Raw genomic sequence first — 25167 nt, forward strand, 5'->3', positions numbered from 1 at the left:
TCGAGTTGTGAGAGGAAAGGAGGAAGAAGGCTGAAGCGAGGTTGCTTCAGCCTGATAATATTTGATTAACGGCGACCCTCACGGCGCAGCGCACCCTGAGTAAACTCGTTATCGTTGAAAGACTGACTGAAGTCATACATGTCTTCTTCGTTATCTAACCCAATCGCAAGGTAGCGACGAGAGTTTAGATCATGATAGACATCCAACGTACTCCAATGCGTCGGCACTTCGTAGTAATTAAGACCATGTGCCATCGCGACGCGATACATCTGATCACGGTTATCATAGATATCCGTTACGTGGATTTGCCAGCTATCTTCATCAATATAGAACACACGCTTTTTGTAAATATGGCGAGTGTCTTCTTTCAGGTTAGCTTCGACTACCCATACACGGTGTTTTTCGTAACGTACGTGTTCAGGGTTGATGTGGCCAGCCATCAAGATATCATCATACTTCAACTTGTCGCTATGTAGCTTGTAACTGTTGTAAGGGATATACATCTCTTTTTTGCCAACAAGTTTCCAATCATAACGGTTTGGAGAGCCGTTAAACATATCAAAGTCATCTGTTGTACGTAAGCTATCTGACGCAGTTCCTGGTGCATCATATGCAACGTTTGGCGCACGTCTTACACGACGCTGACCTGCGTTATAGGTCCAAGCCTGACGAGGTGTCAAAATTTGGTCCATGGTTTCATGTACAAGCAATGCAGTTCCAGCGAGACGTGCAGGTTCTGTCACTTGCTGCTTAAACTTAAACAGGATATTTGACTCTTGCAACGCTTCAGGGGTTGCGTCTGTTGCAGAGTACTTAACCAATAGTTGCTCATCGAAACCGATAATGTTGTAAGCACCTGACTCCGTTGGCATCGCTTGACCGCCGAAACGTGCAATCGACAAGCCACGGAAACGCAATAGGTGGTTCCAGATAGCTTCTAAGCCATCTTTCGGCACCGGAAACGGAATACCGATAGCGGTATTTTTAATGCCGTTACCACCTTCGATCAGCTCTGCTGTAGATGCGTATTTCTTTGTTGCATCATACACAAACTGCGGATAAGACGCGCTGCGTCTAGTTGGGTAAATGTTCATTTTGAACGTTTCTGGATACGTTTCAAATAACGCAATTTGGCCAGGGCTTAATAATGACTTGTATTTATCTAAATTTGATTTATCAATTGTAAACAATACTTTGTCATCAGCAAATGGATCTGGATGGTGCATGCCCACTTCATAACCAGCTGGAGGCGCTGTGATCCCACCATTCCAAGCCGGAATACTGCCATCAGCATTACCCGCTTTCTCTGCACCGATAGGCGTCAAGTCTTTACCTAAACGTGCAACTTCGTCAGCGCTCATCTTAGCCATAGCGCTGCTGGCAGACAGCATTGTAATTATTGTTGCTGCGATAAATGTAGGTTTTCTAAACATATCGAAAGCCCTTAAATTGAATACTTAATGTTGAATGAGATGAAATCACGGTCCGCAAAGGTATTCGTCTTACCACCACCCCAAAACGTGTTATAGCCAAAATCAAATGACCACGAATTTAGGTAGTTAAAGTTAAGATTAATGCCCAGCGATTTACGATCCTCAATGAACAAGAACATAGGATCAGGGGTGATACCGTTAACATCATGTGAGAACACTACGCGTGGAGAAAAATTCACACCACTGAATAGGTTGTTATACTCACCCTTTGCAATAAGGCGATAGCCCCATGCAGAAGCCGATGGGAATGGATTGGTCTCTGGACCATTTGAAACCGCTTGGTGGATAAGATTGTAATCTCGGCCAGAAAGCCCCTCAATCGTGCCACTTCGGCCAGTACCAGAAACATTCAAACGAAGCTCATCGTACTCTGGCATGTCTTTAATAGTAACTGCGCCTACTTCACCAACCACAGCCCAACTATCTGCACCGAGCGATGGGCCGAACAAATGTGTTGCTGTAAACTGTGCTTGAATAGTGTCTCGCAAGATATAACCTTGCGCCACTTCACCAGGACCCACAAAAGCGATATCGTCCCCTTGACTAAGCTGAGATAAACCAGCCAAATCATCACGCAGACCCGCAGCGGCTAACTGCTCAACCATACCTGCGTAAAGTAGTTCAACGTCATCTATCTGTAGTGGCTCATCTTGTCTATATGCCACTTCACCAGCAAATGCGGTTTCACCGATCGCGGTATTAAAACTTAAACCATACAGTTTGATGTCTTCTGGGTAGGTAATTTGCGCTTGAGTAAAGGCATTTAAGTTAGTGACATTGTCTGCGGTAATTTGATTTTGTGCGATGTAAGCTAAATCAGCCATGATCGCTTGCTCTGTAAAGTTAGAAGCTTTACCAGAAATCAGAGGTCTACGGCTGTGGTAATTAATGTAATACAAACCAAATTCAGTGTCGTTTAGCTCTGGAGAGAAAATACCTAAGCGTAAACCGTACTGACCACCATCATCAGGTTCGCTCTTACCGTTATTCCCTTTTCCTTTAAGCGCCACTTTAGTCGGATAAGCCATATACATGGACGCTGCAGCGCTGCCAACTGCTTGTGCTGTTGGTACTACACCTTGAGCAACCAATGCGGCCGTTGCATCAGCATATAAGCTGTTTAATGCATCCGTTAGGTGATACAGATCAATATCAGGGTTTGAGGTAAAACCAAGCTGAACGTTTTGCATATAACCGTTTTCAGATGCAAAATCATTGGTTGAGAAGTAACTACCTGTTGCTGGCAATCTGGTTTCATGCCATTGATACTGATAAAAGCCTTCAAGGTTAACGTTTTCAGACAAACCAATCGACGCCCAAAGCATACCGACAGGGATAAAGGCTTCTTTTACTTCAGAGCCAGGCGCTTTCAAACGGTCAATATCCACTGGGTTGACGTTAATGCCGTGGGAAATAAGCGTACTTTCACCCCAGTTAACGACTTGCTGACCTAAACGCACGGAGAGCGGGTTTTTGCCATCATTGAGGTCAAAATCCGCCCAAACAAATGCATCTAGCAAGCGTAAATCCGAACAGACTTGTTTTCTGGTATCGTCGTCTTCACACGGGTCAACTTTTTTGCCTGAAACAGGGTTGCTATACGCAAAATCCCCATCTTCCATCGCAAAGTCGTAGAAATACATGAAACGAGTGAACAAACCATAGTTATCTTTGGTAATTGCTAAATCATGGGTACCTTTTAACAACTGAGAGAAAGTATCTCCAGAGTCAAAATTTAGGTTACCAGCATCACCATTATTTGAATAGGCACCCTGTTGTGACCAGATCTGTGACGAAGAATAGATGGTATTGCCAGTGGTTGCTTTATAACCATCCCAGTTAAACTGTGGATGATTACTTTTACCGATGAAATCAAAGTTACGATCTTCAACGCGAATGCTTTGACCATAAGAAAAAGTCGAGTCGAAGGTAATTTCGAAATCACCAACCTCAAAACTGGCCGCGTGTACTGACGTGGCGGCAGCTCCCATTACTGCCGCACTAAGACCGAGCATGATTTTGTTTTTCACAAAGAGCGATCTTTTTATCATTATTTCTCCCCCTTTTGGCGGGTCATGTCTAGAGCTTAAGCTCTTAGAGTTATTGTTTTTTGTTGTCTAAACGATAGAAGCGAAACCGCGAAAATACAAATACTGCTCCACTAAATCAACGCTTTTTCGCCTCTAGGGGCGTATTTTACTCTTGGTAAGACGTCCTACCAGATAATTTATAACACGTATTTCAAGCTTATAACAAACTCATTTAACAAAAATAAAATATGTTTTGCAGTTCTACTTCGATTAAGTGACTTTTTCTAACGATAGAAACTTATTGCTATCATCCAAGATGAGACGGAATCTCCCCCTGATCCCAATTGATGAAATAAAGGGGCGAATACGCTCTGCGGGGAAGCGAATACTCTTGCCCCCATCTTCAATCACTTGCACTGAAGTATAGTGCCCGTAGTAGTAACCGAGGCACTTGTCATAACTCAAATCCATGTAAAAGAAGTACTCTTTCATCTACTGCGCTAGCGCCTTCTCTACCTTCTCATATAAGTCGTCGCTTAAGCCTTCTAAGTTAGCCAAACGACTCAACTGTGCCCGCATCAGCTGTTGCCGCGTTTCATCATAACGCTTCCATGACATGAACGGCGTGATCATACGAGACGCATTTTGTGGATTGATACTGTTTAGCTCCACTAATAGGTCTCCCAATAACGCATAGCCCTTACCATCTGTACGATGGAATTGCGCAGGGTTAGTTCTTGCGAAGCTTCCTATCAATGCGCGAACACGGTTAGGATTGCCTTTGTCAAAACAAGGATGCGCATAAAGCGTATTTATATTCGATATCACCTCGTCGTTGGATAAGCTTGCACTTAATGCAAACCATTTGTCCATGACTAGACTATCGTGACGCCATTGACTATCAAATTGACTGAACAAGCTTTCCATCTTTGTGTGCTGCGCGGCGACGGCTGCTTTTAATGATGCCAACTTAGTGGTCATATTGCTTGAAGAAAATTGATTATCTAGCGCGCTGTCAACACTATCGGAATCTGTTTTCGCTAAGTAATAAAGCGCTTTATTTTTAAAGGCTCTGATCGCGACATCCTTTGCTTCTAATGAGCCTGAGTCTTGCAAAGATAAATAAGCGTGTTCAAACACCGATTGCAGTGATTGCGCAATTTGCATTTCAAATGCATCAGAAATTGAAACGAGTTTGTCTACTGGGATAATTTCAAATTGACTGGCTAACGTATCAAACGTTGGTAAAGTCAATAGCTCAGCCAGTAGCGCAAGGTCTCCATCTAACGCTTCCACCAATGAGGACAATGCACCGAGGACTTTTGAATCCAGTGCGAAGTCGTCTGACGTAACCGCTCGTTTAACTTCAATCATAAAGATTTGCTGCACTGCTTCCCAACGAGCGTAATCACTACGTGCAAAACGCAATATGTGTAGTAACTCATCAATAGTATAGCTGTACTCCATAAGCACAGGTGCTGAGAAATCTTCTAGTAATACAGGAACTGGTTTACTTACAACTTGCTCAAACTCAAACCGCTGTTCAAATTCAGTAATATCTAACGCTCGTTGTATTTCTCCGTGCTTTGTTAGCAACGGAATGCTTTCACCTTGCTCATCCAAAAGCTCTAGCTTAAAAGGAATATGCAGTGGCGCTTTTACGGGGTCGCAATCAGCATGGCTTTGGCTCACCGTAATTGCATATGTTTGTGCCTGTTTGTCATACTCGGTAGCCACTTTTACTCTTGGCGTGCCGAATTGCTCGTACCATAGTTTAAATTGCGTTAAATCAACACCAGAAGCATCCATCATTGCATTAACGAAATCATCGCACGTCACAGCTTGTCCGTCATGACGCTCAAAGTAGAGCTTCATCCCTTTTTGGAAGTTTGCTTCCCCCAATAAGGTGTGCATCATACGGATCACTTCAGCACCTTTGTTATAAACAGTTACGGTATAGAAGTTATTCATTTCAATAACTTGCTGTGGCCTTATCGGATGTGCCATTGGCCCCGCGTCTTCTGCAAACTGGTGCGTACGCATCGCCATTACCGCGTCAATACGGTTTAGGCCTCGAGAACCTAGATCGCTGCTAAACTCCTGATCTCTAAATACGGTTAAGCCTTCTTTTAAACTAAGCTGAAACCAATCACGGCAAGTAACCCGGTTCCCAGTCCAGTTATGGAAGTATTCATGTCCAACTATCGATTCAATGGTGTGAAAGTCTCGGTCTGTCGCAGTCTCTTGGCTTGCCAACACACAGGCACTGTTAAAAACATTCAGACCTTTATTTTCCATTGCCCCCATATTGAAAAAATCAACCGCGACAATCATGTATATATCGAGATCGTATTCCAAATCAAACCTTGACTCATCCCACTCCATGGCCTTTTTTAGTGACGTCATAGCATGGGGAGCTTTATGTAAATTGCCTTTATCGACAAATAACGCCAACTTCACCTCTCTACCCGACTTAGTGCTGTAGTTGTCTTCTAATACATCAAAATCGCCAGCAACCAAGGCAAACAAGTAGCTTGGTTTTTTGTGCGGATCGTGCCATTTTGCAAAATGTCTGCCGTCACTTAAGCTTCCTTCTTCAACTTTATTGCCATTTGATAATAAGTAACGATACTTTGACTCACCGATGATCGTCACCGTATATGTCGTCAGTACATCAGGTCTATCCATAAAGTAGGTGATTTTTCTAAAACCTTCCGCTTCACATTGCGTACAATAAGCGCCATCAGAGAGGTATAAGCCTTCAAGTGAGGTGTTTGTTTGCGGCGAAATTTTAGTGACAATTTTAAGCTCAAAGGCCTTTGGCAAGTTAGAAAGAATCAATTCTGAGTCAGATTTTTCAAGGCTTTGCCACTCTTCACCATTTACCTGACAAGATACTAACTCTAAGTCGACACCATCCAAAATTAATTGTGTCGCATCGCTCACAGCGACAAACTGACTTACAGCAGTCACTAAGGTATTTCTTGGGCTTAACTCAAAGGTCAAGCAAAGCGCATCAACGGTATGGCTTGGTGCAAGGTAATCTTTAAGAAATTTGGCTTGTGGTTTTTGAGTCATATATAGTCCTTACAAAAACGCCCCAAAAAGGGGCGAGTGATAAAACAAATTTGATATCGCCAATTCTAAGGATAGGCGTTTAATTTCTACTTGACCTGTTGGAAAAGGCCTGATCAAGATTGCAAATGCGCTATTTTACGCTTGCCCTGCTTTCTCATTTGGTTCTTCCGCGTTTACTGTTGGTGGCGTAATCTTAAGGATCTTGATACCAAGATACGCGTAGATGACCGCCAGCACAGGATTGATCAAGTTAAAAAATGCGTACATGGCATAATCAAACGGATTGATCAGTAGTACACTCTGCATATATGCGCCGCAGGTGTTCCAAGGGATCAGTGGACTGGTGATTGTGCCACCATCTTCCAGCGTACGTGAGAGGTTTACACTCTTCAAACCGCGCTTTTTGTATTCTTCTTTGAACATACGACCAGGAACAACAATCGCGATGTACTGATCCGCGGCAACTAGATTTGTACCAATACAAGTTGCAATAGTCGAGGCAATTAGTGAGCCTGTGCTTTTTGCAATTTTAAGAATGCTGCGTACGAAGACATCAAGTAAGCCAGTTTTTTCCATAATGGCACCAAACATCAATGCCGTCATCACCAGCCAAGTTGTCGTTAGCATTGATGACATGCCACCGCCACTTAGCAAATCGTCCATTTTTGCATCGCCTGTTTGCAACGCAAAACCGTCAAAGAAAGTTGCCCACACCAATTTCACATAGCCCACTAACTCACCTTGGCTAGCATCAATTTGACTTGCAATAAGGTCTCCTTGGAACAGCACTGCCCATATCGCCCCCATCACCGCGCCGATTGAAATCGCCGGAAAAGCGGGCATCTTCTTGATAGCAAGCCCAAGCAGCACCAGCAAAGGAACTAGCATTAGCAGGTTAATGTTGAAGTTAGTTTGTAGTATCGACACAATTTCATCTATTCGCCCCGCTTCACTTGACGCTTCAGCATTAAAGCCCATGACAATAAATATAATAAGTGCGATTACAAAGCTAGGTACTGTGGTCCAAAGCATATGCTGAATATGATCAAATAAATCACTACCGGCAACTGCAGGCGCTAAGTTTGTGGTTTCAGATAATGGGCTTAACTTATCGCCAAAATAAGCACCTGAAATGACTGCACCCGCGGTTACGACCTGATCTAAGCCAAGCCCCGTCGCGACACCTAGTAGCGCTACACCTATGGTTGCGGCCGTCGTCCATGAGCTGCCTATACTCATCGCCACAATTCCACAAATCAAACAACTCGCGGCATAAAACCAACTTGGATTGATAATTTGTAGTCCGTAATATATCAGTGTTGGGACTGTTCCAGACAGCAACCAAGTACCGATTAAGGCACCTACCATCAATAAAATGATAATAGCACCAAGAGAGATAGTTATCCCCTTTATCATCGCTTCTTCAAGCGTCTTCCACGTAAAACCGTTTTTTAGACCGACAAGCGCCGCAGTGAATGTTGCAAAAAGTAGGGCTATTTGATTTGGACCTGATGATGAGCTGTCACCATAGAGGTACACCGCAGCACCGAGCAAAGCGACCAACAATGTGATCGGAATAAGGGCGTCAATAAATGACGGCTGTTTTTGTTGTTTCAAAAGGAATACTCCTACGCACGACGACCCATGCTTATAATTATTTTATTTGCAGTATACCGTTTTGAGCCGTTTTGAGTAGCTAGGTTGCCAGTGGTCGAGCCACGCACCATTCTCAAAAAGCCTCAAAAGAGTATCAGCTTAGAAAATCTGGCAGATGATAACAAAATTAGTTAAGTAAAAGTAAGTGTAAAAGGCATAATAAAAGGCGCTTGAAGCGCCTTTTATTTATTTTTTAACTTCGTTTTTGGCTACCCGCCCGTATGAAATTAGGTCCTGCGTGATAAGCGCAGCCTCTTCAAGGTAAGGGTCTAATTCTGAAATAACCTCTGGTGCATCGTCCAAATCTTTAACTGGCTCTAAACCGAGACGTTTCAGCCTTTCATTCGTGCGTTTTAATACCAGATCATCGCGGTCTTCACGCTCTTTGATACGCTCAGCTTCAACTAATGAAATCGCCTTATCGTCTTTGCGCGCTTTGTATTCTTCAATATCTTTATAAATATATTCGAATTCTGGCTCTGCTTTTACTCGCTCATCATGGCGCTTACTCAAGTATTGGATAGTTGGCGACAAATTATCGAGGCTCGCATATTTTGCACGAACGATACTATCCCAAGGCAACGCATTATCCTCTTGGCTCTCTCCCCACTCTTCTGGGTTGATTGCCGATGGTAGCAAGATATCAGGGATCACGCCTTTATGCTGTGTACTGCCACCATCGATACGATAAAACTTCGCGATAGTGTAGGTTACACTTCCCAAAGGATTTTCGAATAAATCGTAATTTTTACCGAGGCCACGATGTTGTTGCACGGTGCCTTTACCAAAGGTTTGCTCACCAATCACTACTGCTCGGCCATAGTCTTGCATCGCAGCAGCAAAAATCTCGGATGCCGATGCACTGTAGCGATCAACTAAAACAGTCAAAGGTCCATCGTAGAAGGTAATGCCATCCCTATCTTGTTGACTTTCGACACGATTGTAAGCGGTATGGATCTGAACAACTGGGCCTTGGTCAAAGAATAAACCGGATAGCTGGGTCGCTTCGTAAAGCGAGCCACCACCATTTTGACGAAGGTCAATGATAACCCCATCTACTTTGGCTTCTTTAAGTTTAGCGATTTCAGTTTTTACATCTTGAGAAAGATTATTGTAGAAACTTGGGATTTCTATCACGCCTATTTTGCTTTGTAGCTCAGAATACTTGGCTTCAAAGACTGAAGACTTAACTGCGCGGTCTTCTAATTTTACTTTGTCACGAACAATTTCAACGACTTTTGGCGTACCGTGACTATCAGTACCTTTAAGGTATTGAAGTCTAACCTTGGTCCCCTTAGGGCCTTTGATGAGATCGACCACATCATCTAAACGCCAGCCGATAACATCTACAAATTCTTTATTATCTTGTGCTACACCGATGATTTTGTCGTCTGGCTTAAGCTTTTCGGTTTTGTCCGCAGGGCCTCCTGGGACTAAACTACGGATCACAGTATAATCTTCATCATAACTTAATACCGCACCAATACCTTCCAGCTCTAAGTCCATATCCATTTTGAACTGTTCGGCACGGCGTGGCGAAAGATAAGATGTGTGCGCTTCAATGCTGCGTGCAAACGCATTCATGATTACTTGAAATGCATCTTCACTATTCGTTTGGACTAGACGTTTTTGCGCATTTTTGTAGCGCTTGGTAAGGACTTCTTTGATCTCTTCCCAATTTTTCCCAGTCAATTTTAAGCGCAGCGCATCAGATTTAACGCGCTGGCGCCAATATTCGTCAAGTTCGCTTGTCGCGGTTGCGTAATTTTGCTCTTCTCTATCAAAAATAAACTCATCTTTTTTGTCAAAGTTCATTTCTTTGTCGAGTAAGCCAATGGCAAAATCATAGCGCTCAAAGCGACGCTTCATGCTTAGGTTAAACATATCATAAGCAAAACCCAGTTTTCCTGAGATCAATGCATCATCAAATTGCTTACGATACTGTTGAAAACTATCGATATCCGACTGCAAAAGCAAAGACTTGTTAAAGTCGATGGCTTCTACGTAACGATCAAAAATTTTATCCGATAAGCTGTCATCAAAGCTGAAGCGTTTGTAGTGTTGCCGAGTAAATAGGTTAGTCACTCGTTTACTAGCCGTGGTGTGTTGCGCTTCAGGTTTAAGAACTGGCAAGTCCTTAATAGTGACTGTGCTTGTTGAGGCTAAAGTAACACTCGATACGAACGCGGCGACTAGGGAAATGAGTGGTAACTTTTTACTCATATACAACTCCTTACTGAATATATAGGCTATCTGCTTTAGTTTTAACTTGCATTCCTGTTACAAGCTCTACGTGCACTTCATCATTTTTGACTTCAGTGATAGTAGCGTTAACAAGCGCTTGACCAAGTTTAACTTTAACTTTGTTATTAACCTTGACCTGTTCAGCCGGTAAAGGTTCAACTTTACCACTGCGCTTAGGTTTAACTTCAGCAGGTTTATTACTCATTTTAGGGCGTTTTTGGTCTTGACGATCCCTTGAGTGAGGTTTCTTTTTGTAAGATTTTGTTTCGCCATCGCGATTGTTTGGACGCTGCGGCTTTTTACGCTTAGCCATTTTGGCACGGCTCTCGGCCAATGCTTTTTCTGCGTGTTCAACGTGCTCTTGTTCAACCTTTTCAGCCTGATTGCCGTCTAGGTCTACACGAAACTCGTTCTTAGTGACTGCTTCGAGATAACGCCAGTTTGAAGTGTATTTACGAAGCGCTTGACGTACTTGGGTTTTACTGACTTTGTCAGAACCCTCAATACGCTCAGCGATATCTTTGAAAATACCAACCTTTAATGGCTTAATCCCCTCCTTTTGCTTGAAGCAGTTAGGAAATTCTGAAAATAAGAAGTCTAATACTTCATTTGTGTCTTTTAGCTTGTTTGTGGTTTCCATTTTTAAACCTATTAATTACATCTGCTCATCGAGCGACGAGTTTATATAGTGTGTAACCCAGTCAATTAGCTCTTCTATATCTGCTTCAAGAAGCGCTAAATCACCGCGAAGATGTTCCCAAATACCTTCTATGAGCCTATCTATTGTGTCACAGTCTAAATCTTCAGGAAGTAAATCCCATGCGTGATGAATAAGTTCATTTAAGCGTTCTGCAACAACTTCTTCTTCGCCTTCCCAATCACCAACATCGGCGTAAGAAAACAAATAATCTTGTACCTGAAGCATATCTTTCATTAAAGCGTTTCCTCAAACACTTTAACTAACGCTTCTAATCCGATCTTATCCTGCTCGTCAAATCTTGCCAGACTAGGACTGTCAATGTCTAGCACGGCAATCACTTTATTATCTTTAAAAACAGGGATCACGATTTCTGAATTTGATGCCGCGTCGCAAGCAATATGGCCTGCAAACGCATGAACATCCTCAACCAATTGCGTTTCACAAGTTGCAGCTGCTGTGCCACATACCCCTTTACCAACAGGAATTCGGATGCAGGCTGGGTTGCCTTGGAATGGCCCAAGAACCAACTCTTCAGCGCTATCCATAAGATAAAAGCCTGCCCAGTTGATATCTTCAAGAGTTGTAAATAAAAGCGCACTCAAGTTTGCCATATTGGCAATCACATTGTGTTCACCACTGATTAGCCCTTGAGCCTGTTTAACTAAAGTCTGATAAAAGTCTTGCTTTTGCATTACCATCAAATTCACGAATTGAACGACAAAAGCTAAAGGTACTCTTTCGGAGAAATAATTAAAACCTTTTCGACTGAAAAAGTATTAATTATCTGTAAAACTGAGACTGCTCGGTTAATTATCACTCAGTTTTACGATGACCTGCCCGCAAACCAAACAAGAATAGCCCCGCTGCGAGCATTGACATTAAGGCGTTAACAATAAAACCGACACCCGATTGTGCAGCGAAAAGATAGCTAAATACCGCACCACCAAGTAAGCCCAGTGTTAACAGACCACCATATTGCACCTTGTTGTACCTAAACATAAGGATATATCCGGGAACAACGAATAGGCACATAGCAAGACCAACGATGTATGCGTTAGAAATTGCGCTGAGTAGTAAGTTAAAGAACATCTCACTGCGACCGAGTGTAAAGCTGTAGTAAATCCCAAGCACACCACCCACGATTAACGGTGATAATAAAGAGAACCCTACTCCTTTGCCAACTTGTTTCATATTCAACACTCTCTACACTAATTATTCATTCAACACTACTGAGTATTGTGCAAGCAGTGCCTCTGCACTAGCCGACTTTGGTCTAATAGGTATTTTTATCGAGAGTATACTGGTGACCGGAGATTTCTGTTATCAGAAACAAAAAAGCCCTCAAATATGAGGGCTTTAAATGTGGCGGAGAGATAGGGATTTGAACCCTAGATACGCTATTAACGTATGCCGGTTTTCAAGACCGGTGCTTTCAACCACTCAGCCATCTCTCCAAAACCTATGATCCACGCTTAATAGCACGAATCTAAAATAAGTGGCGGAGAGATAGGGATTTGAACCCTAGATACGCTATTAACGTATGCCGGTTTTCAAGACCGGTGCTTTCAACCACTCAGCCATCTCTCCGCAGCGGGGCGAATAATAGAGAATCCCTGTGCGCTTGTGAAGCTTTTTTTTCAATTATTTGATCGTTTGCGTAAAATTTGGCTCAATCGTCTAAGAACCAGTCAAAATTATGCGTATTTTAGATATTTCAGCGAACTTTTGAAAATATTCAAAGTCTTACGTATTGAGTAAATATTACTGTAGAGACCCAATTAACGACAGATATTGATCCAGAAATCATTGCCCCAACATATAACAATTGATACTCTTATCTTAGTTATTTTTGGGATCAGCATGTTTTATTAAGGAGCTTGAATCATGGCATTCAATCATTCATACAACACTGCAAAACCTGTCATGTCGACAATGGAAACAAACAAAGTGTTGAAAAACACTTACTTCCTGTTGGCAATGACATTAGCGTTTAGTGCAGTAACAGCCGCAATTTCAATGACAATGGCATTACCAGCATTTACCGGTATTGTTTGTTCATTAGTTGCATTTGGTTTGCTTTTTGTTATCGGTAAAAAAGCAAACTCATCTTCTGCTATCGGTCTTGTATTCTTATTTACTGGTATTTTAGGCTTCGGCCTTGGGCCTATGCTTAATCACTATGCTGCACTACCAAATGGTGGCATGTTGATAGCACAAGCACTTGGCACAACAGCGTTAATTTTCTTCGGTTTATCAGCTTATGCACTAACTACGAAAAAAGACTTCTCATTTATGGGTGGCTTTTTAACGGTTGGTTTAATCGTGGTTATTATCTCAAGCCTAGTAAACTTGTTCATTGGATCTAGCATCGCGTTTATGGCAATTAACGCGGCAGTCGTGTTATTAATGTCTGGCTTTATCCTTTATGATACAAGCCGAATTATCAATGGCGGCGAGACAAACTACGTGCTTGCAACTGTGAGCTTGTATTTAAGTATTTATAACTTATTTACCAGTATCCTTGCCCTTTTAGGCGCGTCGGATGACTAACTCAGAATTTCTGATAAAATAAGCCCCATTACGGGGCTTTTTTTATGAGTAAAATTTGAGTCAAATAGCCATATCAGTTCACTTTGGCGTAGCTGCACAGTCAAAGTTAACTTTACTAGAACGGTATGTCGATGCCGCTATTAAAAGTGACCATCAAATCGCGTGTATCTTTCTATACCAAGATGGTGTTTATCACGCCAGTCAAAATATCGTACACGCTTCCGACGAATTGCAAGTCAACGCACTTTGGCAACGCATCAAAGATAAAGGGATCCCCCTGTTGCTGTGTGTCACAGCTGCGGAAAAACGCGGCGTTAGCATCGAAGACGTTAGCCCTTTCACCGTTGCTGGCCTTGCGGAGTTTGCCATGATCTCGAGTAAGTCTGATAAGTGGATGCAGTTTAAATGAGTAAAAACGTGTTAATCATTTCTCAAACCAGTCCATTTGACCAAAATAGTCTGAAAGAAGCGCTGGATGTCGCACTAATCTATGCAGCGATTGATCAACAAGTAAGTTGGCTTTTTACCGGTCCTGCAGTGCTATCGCTCCAGAAAACCCTCAATGCGCCCACACTGGGTTTAAAAGACATGTTTAAGCAATTAAAAACTCTGGAAATTTATGATGTCGAGCGAGTTTATGCCTGCCAGTCAGCTATGGAGGAGTTTAACGTATCGGCACACTCCCTTGCTGTTGATACTGAAATCAAAAATCAACATGAAATCCTTGCGTTAATCAAACAACATGACTTTGTGGTGACACTATGAGTACGCTACATATTATTTCTAGTATCGAAGCATGCGATCAGCTGCAGTTTGTATCCCATCACGACACTATTTTATTATGTAATGATGGCTGCTTTGGTCAAACGCGTATCTCAGCTGGAGATGCAAATGTGGTGATGCTGCAAACTTGCGCCAGTGCCAGAGGTATTGTCCCAGAAGCCGGAGTAAAGCTTATTTCTGACAAAGATTGGGTTGAGCTGACCATTACGATGAACAATTCAATTACTTGGTAATCATCATGCTAGAATTTAACAACCAAACTATCGAGACAGATAAACAAGGCTATTTGCTAGACCATACTCAATGGACTAAAGATTTAGCACCACTTCTAGCCGCAGAAGAAAATATTGAGCTTTCAGATGCACATTGGGAAGTCATTGAGTTTGTGAGAAATTTTTATCTCGAATACAATACCAGCCCCGCGATCCGCATGCTGGTAAAGGCAATGGCTAAAGCACTAGGCGAGGATAAAGGCAATAGCATCTATTTGTATAAGTTATTTCCAAAAGGCCCAGCCAAACAAGCAACAAAAATAGCGGGGTTGCCAAAACCCGCCAAATGTATTTAACCTGAACTTCGGATAATTAATGCCTTTCTAGCAGCCAGTTTTAGCGCTAACTGCGTTGAATTCACTTCCAATAGCCTGCTATTGGTGCGTAAATTCGCCTTGCCTACAAGGATGTAGGTACCTAGGCGGTAGCAGGACGCGAGAGCGGAGTTATCCCTAAAACTCACTGGCTAGATAAGGAAATAATTTAATTATTTTTAAGAACAATTAGTTAGCTCATTCCTTACCCAAATCTCAGGTTATTTAGGACGGGACAAATCGAACTAAAAAAGGCCTCAAATGAGGCCCTGTATAAAAACATTACTTCGTATACGCTCTTGGCATATCAGAATCTGTCGTATATCTGTCTCTTAGTTTATCGTGGCGTGACTCAGTAGACACTTCCTCACCATTGATCCAGATTTTATCGATTGTGGTGCTGAATTCGAAAGGATCCGCACTCCACATTACGATGTCTGCACGTTTACCTGCTTCAATCACACCGCCATCAATGCCCAGTGCTTTCGCAGGGTTAGCGGTAACCGCCTTAAGTGCGCCTTCATGACTCATGCCATTTGCTACAGCAATACCTGCATCAAAACGTAGCTGGTAGACGTTATGACTACCGTCACCACCAATTGACAGGATGACATTGACACCTGCTTTCTCAAGCTTACCTGCGTTATCTAGACTTGCATGCATTGAGTCAAAGCTAGCTGGTAGGTTTGATACCGCACTCAAAATAACTGGTACTTTCGCCTCAGCTAATTGCTCAGCGACCACTACCGCATCATCTGCCCCCTGAATAATCAGATCTAAACCAAACTTTTCTTTTAGCTTAATCGCTTCAAGAATATCCGACGCTCTTGAAAGCGTCGCAATCACAGGCATATCACCCGCAAGCACTTGAGTTAACACTTGTTCTTCTGAACTCGGTTTTCCCTCGTCTTTTTTGTCTTTCTTAGCAAGCTTTTCTTGCTGTGCTTCAAACTTTTTAACAACGTTATCTAACGCTTTTGCACGAGACCCTTTGCTTTTGGCACCCAGATGAATAATTAACGCTGTTTGCTTGTCGGTCACACTGTTAAATTCACCAGATAAGTCAACAACAAAACCAAGCCCTGCAAACTCACTTTTACCACCCCAAGGTGCAACAAAATTTTGCGTTACACCGCCTTTTCTTGCATAGGCAATTAAGCTACTACGTGGATTAAATGCGGTGCTTGCATCAAAATCTACTCCGGCATCGTCATCGCCTGCATCACGAGAAGCAGCAACAGCACCAACTTCAACTAAACCAAGTTGGTTCATTGAGCCGATAAAACCTGGAGTCACAACCTTACCGCTGGCATCAATCGTTACATCAGCAGTCACGTTATCTGGGTTAATCGCTTTTATTTTACCGTTTTCGATAACTAAGGTCGCACCTTCAAGTACGCCAGCATCTGTCGCGGTATGGATCGTTGCATTAGTAATTGCGGTAACATTGGCAAAAGCAACAGAGTGAGCTAGCAATGCGCTAGTGATCATGGTTAGTTTCATGGTTTTCATCTCATCAACTCCTTACTTTTGACCTAACATAAAATCACTAACCGCTTGATATTTTTCATCGTGACGATCATAGACTTTACCACCATCCACAAAGACCTGCTCTGCACGAGAGTACACGCTAAACGGGTTGGTGTTCCAAATTACTACATCGGCTTGTTTGCCTTGCTCAAGCGATCCTGTTTTATCCTGAATGCCTAACGATTTAGCAGCGTTCGAGGTGATCCATTTAATTGCATGCTGTTCGTTGATGTTAAAGCCAGACTGGTTAGCCGTGTTCATCACTTTTGCGGCTTCATGATTCAAGCGTTGAATTGTGGTATCTGAATCCGAATGAACAATTGCACATGAGTTTTTCACTGCATCGACAATTGCAACGTTTTCCTGAACCATATCATAGGCTTCCATCTTAAAGCCCCACCAATCTGGCCACAGCGCAGCACAGTTACCGTTTTCACCTAACAGATCTGCAATCTTGTATGCTTCAATACCGTGGTGGAAGGTCCCTGCGTGATAACCAAACTCTTTAGACAAGTCGATCATCATTGCCATTTCTTCGGCTTTGTAACAATGGTTATGAATCAAGATTTCACCATCTAGCACACCGCGAAGCGTATCGAACTTGATATCACGTTTTGGTGCATCCGGATTCAAGCCAGCAGCATATTCGGCTTCGTACTGTTCCCAAGCGCGCTTATATTCACCAGCTTCAATCCAAGCTTCACGGTATCCTGCCATGTTACCCATGCGAGTATAAGGGGCAACACCTTTGGAGCCATATACACGCTTTGGATTCTCACCACATGCCATCTTTAATCCATATGGCGCATCTGGGAATTTCATTGCTTGCATTGTTGGTGCTGGCACATTCTTTAAGGTAACACCACGACCACCAAATAGGTTTGCAGAGCCAGGTAAGATTTGTAGCGTGGTGATCCCCCCTTCTCTAGCTCGGTTAAAGCCAGGATCTTGCGGCCATACAGAATGCTCAACCCATACTTGTGAAGTATTAGGATTAATCATTTCATTACCATCACTGTGCGATTCTACGCTTGGGCTGGGGTAAGCCCCTAAATGAGAGTGTACATCGATGATGCCAGGAGTTACCCATTTACCTTCAGCATCAATGGTAATATCTGCCGTGACAGATAGGTCTTTACCAACTTGCTTGATTTTACCGTCAACAATAAATACATCACCTTGTTCTATCTTTTCACCGGTTCCGGTCAGAACGGTTGCATTAGTGATTAGGGTTGATTGAGAAGGTACAGGCTTGTAAGTACTTGGGTATGGGTTTTTCTCTATGGTAACTTTTTCTTTTTGTGGGCCATTATCCTGACAGCCCATCAAAGCTGCGGCAATGCCAGCTACGACTATGGAGGGAGCAAATTTATACATTTTTTGTCATCTCTATTGTTTTTTTTGTGACTTTAACTCATGCCATCGCACTTTACGCATTTATGAGCTTCAGTCACAAGTAATTACGACGAACGTCCAGATATTATAACGCATGTTGTCATCAGTGAGTAATTTGAAAAGGCTTAGCTGCCATTACAAAATGTAAATTAGCATCTATATTGACACGTTTTGACACACAAGTAGCAGATGAGAGGTAAATGTAAGAATGAGGTGTTAAATTATCGATAATAGTATTTTATAGCAAAAAAAGTTTCAACTATCTGTATCTTCAGAAATAAAATAATCCAATATTTTACATGCAGTTAGAATTCTGGTACACATTTGACATACTCTATTACATTCAGAATTACTTGGTTTACAGCATTACATGAAAACTTTCGCAATACTAATAACGTGTCCTAGAGATAGCCAAGGAGCTAATCATGAAACTGTTAAATTTAGTATGTGCAACCTCGCTTTTAGTAGTAGGAACAGCTTCTGCAGCAGATTTTGTTGCTGCGGATGATAGCAGAGCCACCAAAGTTTGTATGTCGGTTGTCAAAGACAATAGAATCCACCTGTTCCACACCATTAAAGATAATCACCTCAAAAAACGAGTTGTCGAGGAAAAACTACACTGTAATGATATGCCAATCGGTAAATTTGCAGCCACCTATGGATTCAACAAAGCCGCTGATTTCCTCGGTGTAGACAGCAGTACACGGACCAGCATCAAAGACATCGCTCAAGTAGACCAAAAGACTATTTTTGTCTCAGGTTCAAAGTAGTCATGTCGACATGTTTGTAAACAGCAAGCAAGGCGTAGCAATCCCTGACTACGCCTTTTTCTCTGTTCAACTATACGATTGCAGCCAACAACCCAAATAGACCACCGAAAACCCCACCCCACACAACTAACCAACCTAAGTGAGTCTTAATCATGGTTTGTACAATTTCCTTTACCATTTGCGGCGTTAGCTCATTAAGTCGCTCATCTACCGCTTTTTCAATGGTTTGATGTAAATCATCGCCAAGTAGGCCACTACTGAGTGACTCACCAATTGCAGCATCAAACTCTGGCTGTTCACCAAGCTCAACTATTGCTAATCGCATTTTCTCTATAAATGGTTCTCGCAACGGTTGTACAGCTTCAGTCCCACCAAACATCTGTAACATCGCGCCAAATTGAGACGCCTCAATCACACTTAACAAACGGTCGAACGCAGGATTTAAATCGACTTTATTAGCGATAGGTGCCAAGTCAAACTTTGGGTGCTCCTTGCCGAGAAACTTTTCTAGTTTTTCTTTACTAAAGAACTCGCTCAAGATGAGCTCTCGAATCGACGTTTTAAACGACTCGAATTTGAGCGTAATAACCCCTGAACCGTAGAGGAAAGGCACTTTCTCAAATAACATATGTACCGCTAACCAATTCGTCATTGCACCAGATAGTGCAAACAATCCAACCGAAAACAACACATCGTTTTCCAGTGCGAAGCCAGTACCGGTTAGCAGTATCGCCAGTAGATTGGTGATGATATTTTTATTCAATGTACTTCCCTTGGATAAAATGACAGACATGATATTTTATTTTTTTTAGAAAAAGGCCTCAAGTATTTGTGATCTTGAGAATTTCAACCATATTTTAGAGTAAGTGAATATGTTGGATCTAACTTATGTGGAACAAAGTCAACCAACAAATCTCTGAATCTCTCCATGACGCTTTTGAGTTTTCTTCGAAAAAAACCTTAAAAAGTTATGGGTCTAAAAAACTTTATAAGATTGCAGACGATACCCATCAATTTTTGGTCAAAGTAGCTCCTATTCAAGCTTTAGAGCGATTTGAGTGTGAAGCATCTAATCGTGAAAAGCTTATTCGCGACTCTGATTTCCTCGTGGCCGATACAATAACACTGGGTACGAGTGTTGAATTTTGTTTTATTGTACTGGAATGGTTAGAACTAGATCATCGCAATGAAAACTGGCTTGAGTGCGGTCAAAGCCTTGCTAAAATGCACCAACGTCATGAACAGGAAATGTACGGCCTAGAAGAAGACAATTACATTCATGAGCTGCCGCAACCAAATCAATGGCACAAAAAATGGGAAGTTTTTTTTGCTGAGGAAAGAATTGGTTGGCAACTACAACTGCTCGCTGAAAAAGGGATTATCCTCACTGATATCGACACATTTGTGGAGCAGCTTAAGCCACTTCTTCCGCACCAAGTTCAACCGTCTCTGGTTCACGGTAATTTTTGGCATGGTAACATTGGCTTTAGCCATCAAAAACCCGTGCTATTTTCCCCTGCTTGCTATTATGGTGATAGAGAAGTTGATATTGCGATGGCTTCGTTATTCGCTCCACTACCAGATGACTTCTATCGTGGTTACGAGTCTATCTATCCACTCGCAGAAAATTCACCTGAGCGTTTAGACATTTATCGCTTATATCCTCTTCTGGTGCAGGCAAACTTGTTTGCTGGCAAGTACATACGGGATGCGGCAGAACAAGTGCAAGCCCTGCTCAAATAACTGCCATATTTTCGTCACAATGCGCTATAGTTAAAAGGTATTTAGTTTGGCCAATTCAGGTGGAGGGCCAATGAAAAACCTATATCAACAACGTATTGAATGTCCGCATTGTGGACATCATATTTTTGTCAATCTTGATACAAGTGAAGGCGATCAGGACTACTACGAAGACTGTGCTGCTTGTTGCAATCCAATACACCTAAATATGCACTTAGACCAACTGCACAATAAGCTTGAACTTAGGGTTGATAGCGACGACGAACAAGTGTTTTAATCAAAGCAGAAGCCCTATAGATTACGGGCAGCTCATTTGCGAGCGGCTTATCAAGTTGACACAACCTTAGCTAATGCTTTTGGTACCTGCAAATAGAGGTAAAGGGCGTTACTCGGGCAAGGTACTAGTTGTGCTTCAATAGAGTTTGCTTCTTCATGTAGTTTTCAACGGTATTAATAATCGTATAGGTTTGTTGGTCAACCTCTATATTCACAGTATCTCCCACACGCATCGTACCCAAATTGGTAAGCGCCAGCGTTTCAGGTATTAGGTGTAACCAAAAGCCGGTGTGATCAAGCTCACCCACAGTCAAACTCGCACCATTTACCGCAATAAAGCCTTTGTACATAACATACTTATGCCACGTTTCTGACAATGCTACATGCATCCTACAGTTGCCTTCGTTGCGATGTATTTCACTGATATTCGCGCTTGTTTGAATGTGCCCTGAAATTATATGACCGCCGAGTTCTGTACCAAATGTCATCGAGCGCTCAAAGTTTACCTGTGACCCTCTTTGTACTTCACCTAGATTAGTGAGTCTCAATGTTTCATCAATCACATCAAAGCAAACTTGCCCTACCACGTCATTTTCTGGCTGTTCGAAGTGCACCACCGTTAGGCAGCATCCGTTAATTGCTATGCTCGCACCCAAGGTCAGCTTATCGAGGTATTCAGCACCAACAGAAATAACTAATTTTAAAATATTATCGACCTGCTTCGCCGACACCACCGTCGCTTTTGTTTGAACAATTCCTGTAAACATATCTACCCTCTTAATTTATCCTTGAGATTGTAGCGAAATCGCACTAAGAGATGTACTTAATTTGTATTGAATATTCGACTAGATAAAAATAGTTGCGACTGCTAGCCGCAAAATTTTGCTAAAAACAAAGCACTAAAATAAACTAACGTTTTTACGCCTTAAGTAGTATCTCACCATGAATTTTTCAACTTGGGAAGCCAGGCGCTTGCTTCAACTTGCGATCCCCGTTTTTCTCGCTCAAGTTACTTTAGTCTTAATGACCGTCGTTGATACGATGATGGCAGGTCAAGTCAGTGCTGAAGACTTAGCTGCTCTTTCTATTGCTACGGGTGTTTGGAACCCTTTGATTTTTAGTTTACAAGGGATCTTACTTGCACTTACGAGTATTGTTGCGCATTGCCATGGTGCTAATGACCCCGCAGGGATCAAACGATTTTTCCAGCAAAGCTTGTATCTCGCTTTAGCGCTTTTTACCGTCGGTTTGGTTTTAGCGAACTTTACTTCTATTGTTTTTTCAAATATTGGGGCAAGTGAGAATGTTCAGGCCCTCGCTCAAGGCTATATTGATTTTGTGAAATGGGGTCTATTGGGCTTTTTGATCTTTACGGTATACCGCAATGTCACCGAAGGGGTTGGCCAAACAAAGCCTGCTTTTTACATCAGTATTGTTGGTCTTTGTATCAATGTCGTTGCTAACTATATTTTTATCTATGGTAAATTTGGCGCGCCAGCGCTTGGTAGTGCGGGCTGTGGCCTCGCTACATCCATCGTGCTTTGGTCAATGGCAATTGCACAGTGGGTGTATAGCTTGAACAGTAAACACATAGATGGAAAGGCCCTCATTAGCGGTTTTACCAAGCCAAGTCTATCTATGATGAAATATGTTGCAGCACTTGGCTTTCCAATTGCGTTGGCTACCTTCTTTGAGGTCACGCTATTTGCGTGCATTCCATTATTTATTGCAGATCTAGGTCCTATTTCCGTATCCGGTCACCAAATCGCAGCTAGCGTCACTACAATGCTGTTTATGATGCCATTAAGTTTGTCGATGGCTATTGCCATCCGGATCGGTAACCTAACTGGACAAGGAGCCTTAGACCAACTTAAGCTTTCGGTGAATACCGCGTTTCTTTTGGCCACCTTAATTGCTCTATTTGTCGCACTCATTACGTATATAGGAAGAGATCAGATTGTTTGGCTCTATACCAACAATACTGAAGTAGCCGCTCTTGCAACCAGCATTATGGTGCTGGCTTGTTTGTATCAATTGCCCGATGCATTACAAGTCTCGGCAAATGGTGTGTTAAGGGGGCTAAAATATACTAAGCCAATATCTTGGGTTACCTTTGTATCATATTGGCTAATTGGGTTTTCATTAGGCTATGTATTAGCAAAGACCGATTTAATAATGCCTGCGATGGGTCCTCAAGGCTTCTGGATTGGTATTATTATTGGCTTGAGTACGGCGGCTGTATTATTGGTGACATGCGTAAACAAACGGGTGAAATTTGAGATTAGTCAAGCGAATAGCTAGTACGCTATTACTTTTTACTTTGGTCGGTTGCAGCAAGCAGCCGACCGATATTGCCGTTGAATATCAACAACGTTTGGCGAGCGCAACAGACATAGAGGTGGTACTCCCAGCGCCACTTTACAATCCGGAGGTACAAAAAGTACCATTGCCGACAAGTGAGCTAACTATTTCTATGTTAGACATCGCGACCGCTGGACACTGCAAAGTCACAAATCTCATCGCTGCGCACAATAATCAATTAGGGAAAGTAAGTTACCCAAGCGAACGCTTGAAATACAACATCTTATTTATTCAACAAGCGCCTCACTGCATTCAGCACCCAAACACGAGCGACGAGCTGCAACAAACATTAACTCAAGCAGTACAGGAAAAGAATCAACAGCTTCCACGCTATTTTCTTCATATGATGACATTTGAAAGAGAGTTGGCAAGTTTGAGTTTGTTAATCGCTGAAGAAGTGCCACTAGAGCTGCCAGCAGCCCACAGCAACATGCTAGAGGCCGTTAACGAGCTTGCAGAGCTGGCAATAAACATGGATACGCCAGAAAATCTCAACCCAACCACACTCACACCCGCTATAAAAGTGCTTTCTCAGCGATTTGTCTCATCTTTGGTGACGAGCGTTCGTAAACAGACTCAGCTGAATAATGCGACTACACGCCAATTACAACAACTTAGGCTAAAAGATGGCATTTGCAAAAGCAGCGGAAATAAAAAGCAGGCACAGATCATAAACAATATCTTCAACAAGTATTATTTATCCATTCTTCAGCCGTATCAGGCAATGCTATCTCTTTCTACGGAAGAGTTGATCGCTGCCTGGCAGCCTATTCACCTATTGTATCAAAATAATAACCTTGCCGATCCGCTCACGCTTCATCAACACTTGGATAACCTTAAAGATTCTGCGAAAGCACATGTAAAATGGTGGCAAAAATTTTACGAGCTGTGTGAAATCCCTCCAGTATGAACAAAAAAAAGGCAAACAATCAAAAAATTACTGAAAGCCGCTTGATCCGTTAGCTGAGTCACTATATATTACAACGCGTTGACAGGCACAGACCTGAAAACAATTAATAAACGAATGTTATTGTACGACCGTAGCTCAGTTGGTTAGAGCACTACCTTGACATGGTAGGGGTCGGTGGTTCGAATCCACTCGGTCGTACCAAATCTTATAATACAACCGTAGCTCAGTTGGTTAGAGCACTACCTTGACATGGTAGGGGTCGGTGGTTCGAATCCACTCGGTTGTACCACTCCTAAATATTCAGTCTTATCTAATAAGAATCCATTCGATTGTACCAACCTTAGATCTAATTCAAATAAAGAAAAGCACTACCTACTCTCTATAACCCGTGCCAAGGGTCGATAATTCGGATCCACTCGGTTGTACCAACCTTAGATCTAATTAAAATAAAGAAAAAGCACTACCTACTCTCTATAACCCGTGCCAAAGCTCGATAATTCGGATCCACTCAGTTGCAACCCTTCAAAAGTTATCTATATCTATCGCTATTTCTTAATCTACCAAGAAAAAAGTTGAAAATTCAAACTTTAGAGCTTTTAATGGAGCCTACTGTGAACTTCTTTGTCATTCCTTGACTCGCTGGAGCTACTAAGCGATAACCCAGTTTCTCGTAAAAGGCTGGTTCGTCTGCAATCATTGAAACATACGAGCCCGGCAAAACATTTGATGCTAAGTAACCATCAATATATTCCATTACTGTACGCCCTAATCCCTGCCCTTGATAAAGCGGATTGTCGGCAACATCGACAATTTCAAAATTGCAACCTCCGTCTCCAACCACCCGGCCCATTGCCACAAGTTGTTCGTTATGTCGAATTGCAACCCCATATAATGAGTTAGGTAGTCCCCTTGTGGCTGCTTCTAGAGATTTTGCAGATAATCCAGCGGCTATTCGCAAATCACAATATTCCTCTGGGCAAGGTACTTTCTCTTCAATTTTGAACGTCAAAATAATCACTCCTCTAATCACTAAGAGTGATAGCACAACAACTGTATAAATAAACA

The 25167-nt window shown here is 42.3% G+C and carries 25 protein-coding genes and 4 tRNA genes; 12 read left to right on the top strand and 17 right to left on the bottom strand.

The genetic code is table 11. The annotated features are described in order from the left end of the window. Nucleotides 1–65: 65 nt before the first annotated feature. The 12 genes from DS891_RS04345 to DS891_RS04400 all read right to left on the bottom strand — a co-directional run bounded on the left by DS891_RS04345 (nt 66) and on the right by DS891_RS04400 (nt 12788). On the bottom strand, nt 66–1433 hold the full coding sequence (locus DS891_RS04345; RefSeq protein WP_174168959.1) for a DUF1329 domain-containing protein: 1368 nt from the start codon (nt 1431–1433) through the stop codon (nt 66–68). Nucleotides 1434–1444: 11 nt separating this feature from the next. Then, nucleotides 1445–3544 carry a DUF1302 domain-containing protein gene (locus tag DS891_RS04350; RefSeq protein WP_010604629.1) on the bottom strand — a complete coding sequence of 700 codons (2100 nt, stop codon included), beginning with the start codon at nt 3542–3544 and terminating at the stop codon, nt 1445–1447. Between the two features lie 249 nt (nt 3545–3793). Further along, nucleotides 3794–4015: a DUF2835 domain-containing protein gene (locus DS891_RS04355; RefSeq protein ID WP_010604628.1), complete on the bottom strand. Its 222-nt coding sequence runs from the start codon at nt 4013–4015 to the stop codon at nt 3794–3796. Further along, the gene (gene pepN, locus DS891_RS04360) at nt 4016–6601 is read right to left on the bottom strand and encodes an aminopeptidase N (RefSeq protein WP_174168960.1); all 2586 of its coding nucleotides are present in this window, start codon (nt 6599–6601) and stop codon (nt 4016–4018) included. 135 nt (nt 6602–6736) lie between these two features. After that, the gene (nhaC, locus tag DS891_RS04365; protein WP_010371552.1) at nt 6737–8218 is read right to left on the bottom strand and encodes a Na+/H+ antiporter NhaC; all 1482 of its coding nucleotides are present in this window, start codon (nt 8216–8218) and stop codon (nt 6737–6739) included. A gap of 225 nt (nt 8219–8443) precedes the next feature. After that, the gene (gene prc / locus DS891_RS04370; RefSeq protein ID WP_102056710.1) at nt 8444–10480 is read right to left on the bottom strand and encodes a carboxy terminal-processing peptidase; all 2037 of its coding nucleotides are present in this window, start codon (nt 10478–10480) and stop codon (nt 8444–8446) included. 10 nt (nt 10481–10490) lie between these two features. Beyond that, entirely contained in the window at nt 10491–11141 is a 651-nt protein-coding gene (gene proQ / locus DS891_RS04375; protein WP_010604625.1) for an RNA chaperone ProQ, read from the bottom strand. A 15-nt stretch (nt 11142–11156) separates the two neighbouring features. Beyond that, the gene (locus DS891_RS04380; protein ID WP_010371557.1) at nt 11157–11435 is read right to left on the bottom strand and encodes a hypothetical protein; all 279 of its coding nucleotides are present in this window, start codon (nt 11433–11435) and stop codon (nt 11157–11159) included. Continuing rightward, nucleotides 11435–11893 carry a GAF domain-containing protein gene (locus DS891_RS04385; RefSeq protein ID WP_010604624.1) on the bottom strand — a complete coding sequence of 153 codons (459 nt, stop codon included), beginning with the start codon at nt 11891–11893 and terminating at the stop codon, nt 11435–11437. The genes DS891_RS04380 and DS891_RS04385 overlap by 1 nt, the downstream gene beginning before the upstream one ends. A gap of 121 nt (nt 11894–12014) precedes the next feature. Continuing rightward, on the bottom strand, nt 12015–12392 hold the full coding sequence (locus tag DS891_RS04390; protein ID WP_010371562.1) for a hypothetical protein: 378 nt from the start codon (nt 12390–12392) through the stop codon (nt 12015–12017). A gap of 172 nt (nt 12393–12564) precedes the next feature. Further along, nucleotides 12565–12655, bottom strand: a tRNA-Ser gene (locus DS891_RS04395). A 42-nt stretch (nt 12656–12697) separates the two neighbouring features. Then, nucleotides 12698–12788: transfer RNA gene (locus DS891_RS04400), tRNA-Ser, on the bottom strand. Between the two features lie 297 nt (nt 12789–13085). Between DS891_RS04400 and DS891_RS04405 the strand changes: the two genes are divergently transcribed. Genes DS891_RS04405 through DS891_RS04425 form a run of 5 tightly spaced genes read left to right on the top strand, consistent with a single transcriptional unit; the run spans nt 13086 to nt 15102 of the window. Then, a complete protein-coding gene (locus DS891_RS04405) occupies nt 13086–13751 on the top strand; it encodes a Bax inhibitor-1/YccA family protein (protein WP_010604622.1) in 666 nt (221 codons plus the stop codon). Between the two features lie 55 nt (nt 13752–13806). Continuing rightward, nucleotides 13807–14160, top strand: coding sequence for a sulfurtransferase complex subunit TusD (tusD, locus tag DS891_RS04410; protein WP_010604621.1), 354 nt, complete (start codon nt 13807–13809; stop codon nt 14158–14160). Between the two features lie 8 nt (nt 14161–14168). Continuing rightward, entirely contained in the window at nt 14169–14516 is a 348-nt protein-coding gene (locus DS891_RS04415; RefSeq protein ID WP_368032160.1) for a DsrE family protein, read from the top strand. Next, the gene (locus tag DS891_RS04420) at nt 14513–14767 is read left to right on the top strand and encodes a DsrH/TusB family sulfur metabolism protein (RefSeq protein ID WP_174168962.1); all 255 of its coding nucleotides are present in this window, start codon (nt 14513–14515) and stop codon (nt 14765–14767) included. Before DS891_RS04415 ends, DS891_RS04420 begins: the two co-directional genes overlap by 4 nt. A 5-nt stretch (nt 14768–14772) precedes the next feature. Beyond that, nucleotides 14773–15102, top strand: coding sequence for a TusE/DsrC/DsvC family sulfur relay protein (locus DS891_RS04425; RefSeq protein ID WP_045989037.1), 330 nt, complete (start codon nt 14773–14775; stop codon nt 15100–15102). Nucleotides 15103–15402: 300 nt separating this feature from the next. Here the strand turns inward: DS891_RS04425 and DS891_RS04430 are convergent, their stop codons facing one another. Next, nucleotides 15403–16632: an amidohydrolase family protein gene (locus tag DS891_RS04430; RefSeq protein ID WP_174168963.1), complete on the bottom strand. Its 1230-nt coding sequence runs from the start codon at nt 16630–16632 to the stop codon at nt 15403–15405. 12 nt (nt 16633–16644) lie between these two features. Beyond that, on the bottom strand, nt 16645–18027 hold the full coding sequence (locus DS891_RS04435; protein WP_010604616.1) for an amidohydrolase: 1383 nt from the start codon (nt 18025–18027) through the stop codon (nt 16645–16647). A 443-nt stretch (nt 18028–18470) separates the two neighbouring features. On the opposite strand from DS891_RS04435, the gene DS891_RS04440 reads away from it, so the two are divergent. Beyond that, complete coding sequence (locus tag DS891_RS04440; protein ID WP_010604615.1) at nt 18471–18815, top strand: DUF3718 domain-containing protein; 345 nt, start codon at nt 18471–18473, stop codon at nt 18813–18815. Between the two features lie 70 nt (nt 18816–18885). Here DS891_RS04440 and DS891_RS04445 read toward each other — a convergent pair whose 3' ends face one another. Continuing rightward, nucleotides 18886–19578 carry a DUF445 domain-containing protein gene (locus tag DS891_RS04445; RefSeq protein WP_174168964.1) on the bottom strand — a complete coding sequence of 231 codons (693 nt, stop codon included), beginning with the start codon at nt 19576–19578 and terminating at the stop codon, nt 18886–18888. Nucleotides 19579–19703: 125 nt separating this feature from the next. Here DS891_RS04445 and DS891_RS04450 point away from each other — a divergent pair, with 125 nt between their 5' ends. Next, the gene (locus tag DS891_RS04450; RefSeq protein WP_010604613.1) at nt 19704–20558 is read left to right on the top strand and encodes a fructosamine kinase family protein; all 855 of its coding nucleotides are present in this window, start codon (nt 19704–19706) and stop codon (nt 20556–20558) included. A gap of 70 nt (nt 20559–20628) precedes the next feature. After that, nucleotides 20629–20832: a CPXCG motif-containing cysteine-rich protein gene (locus DS891_RS04455; protein WP_010604612.1), complete on the top strand. Its 204-nt coding sequence runs from the start codon at nt 20629–20631 to the stop codon at nt 20830–20832. 124 nt (nt 20833–20956) lie between these two features. Here DS891_RS04455 and DS891_RS04460 read toward each other — a convergent pair whose 3' ends face one another. Beyond that, nucleotides 20957–21598 (bottom strand): riboflavin synthase, encoded by a 642-nt coding sequence (locus tag DS891_RS04460; RefSeq protein ID WP_010604611.1) that lies wholly within the window; start codon nt 21596–21598, stop codon nt 20957–20959. Nucleotides 21599–21773: 175 nt separating this feature from the next. On the opposite strand from DS891_RS04460, the gene DS891_RS04465 reads away from it, so the two are divergent. The 4 genes from DS891_RS04465 (at nt 21774) to DS891_RS04480 (ending at nt 24391) form a co-directional block, all read left to right on the top strand. Beyond that, the gene (locus DS891_RS04465) at nt 21774–23132 is read left to right on the top strand and encodes an MATE family efflux transporter (protein ID WP_174168965.1); all 1359 of its coding nucleotides are present in this window, start codon (nt 21774–21776) and stop codon (nt 23130–23132) included. Next, nucleotides 23107–24102 (top strand): DUF3080 family protein, encoded by a 996-nt coding sequence (locus DS891_RS04470; RefSeq protein ID WP_174168966.1) that lies wholly within the window; start codon nt 23107–23109, stop codon nt 24100–24102. The genes DS891_RS04465 and DS891_RS04470 overlap by 26 nt, the downstream gene beginning before the upstream one ends. 124 nt (nt 24103–24226) lie before the next feature. Beyond that, nucleotides 24227–24303: transfer RNA gene (locus tag DS891_RS04475), tRNA-Val, on the top strand. 11 nt (nt 24304–24314) lie between these two features. Next, nucleotides 24315–24391, top strand: a tRNA-Val gene (locus tag DS891_RS04480). A 291-nt stretch (nt 24392–24682) separates the two neighbouring features. Here DS891_RS04480 and DS891_RS04485 read toward each other — a convergent pair. After that, a complete protein-coding gene (locus DS891_RS04485) occupies nt 24683–25111 on the bottom strand; it encodes a GNAT family N-acetyltransferase (protein WP_174168967.1) in 429 nt (142 codons plus the stop codon). Between the last annotated feature and the right edge of the window lie 56 nt (nt 25112–25167).

Source organism: Pseudoalteromonas sp. JC28 (assembly GCF_013319255.1).
In the GTDB taxonomy this organism is placed as follows: domain Bacteria; phylum Pseudomonadota; class Gammaproteobacteria; order Enterobacterales; family Alteromonadaceae; genus Pseudoalteromonas.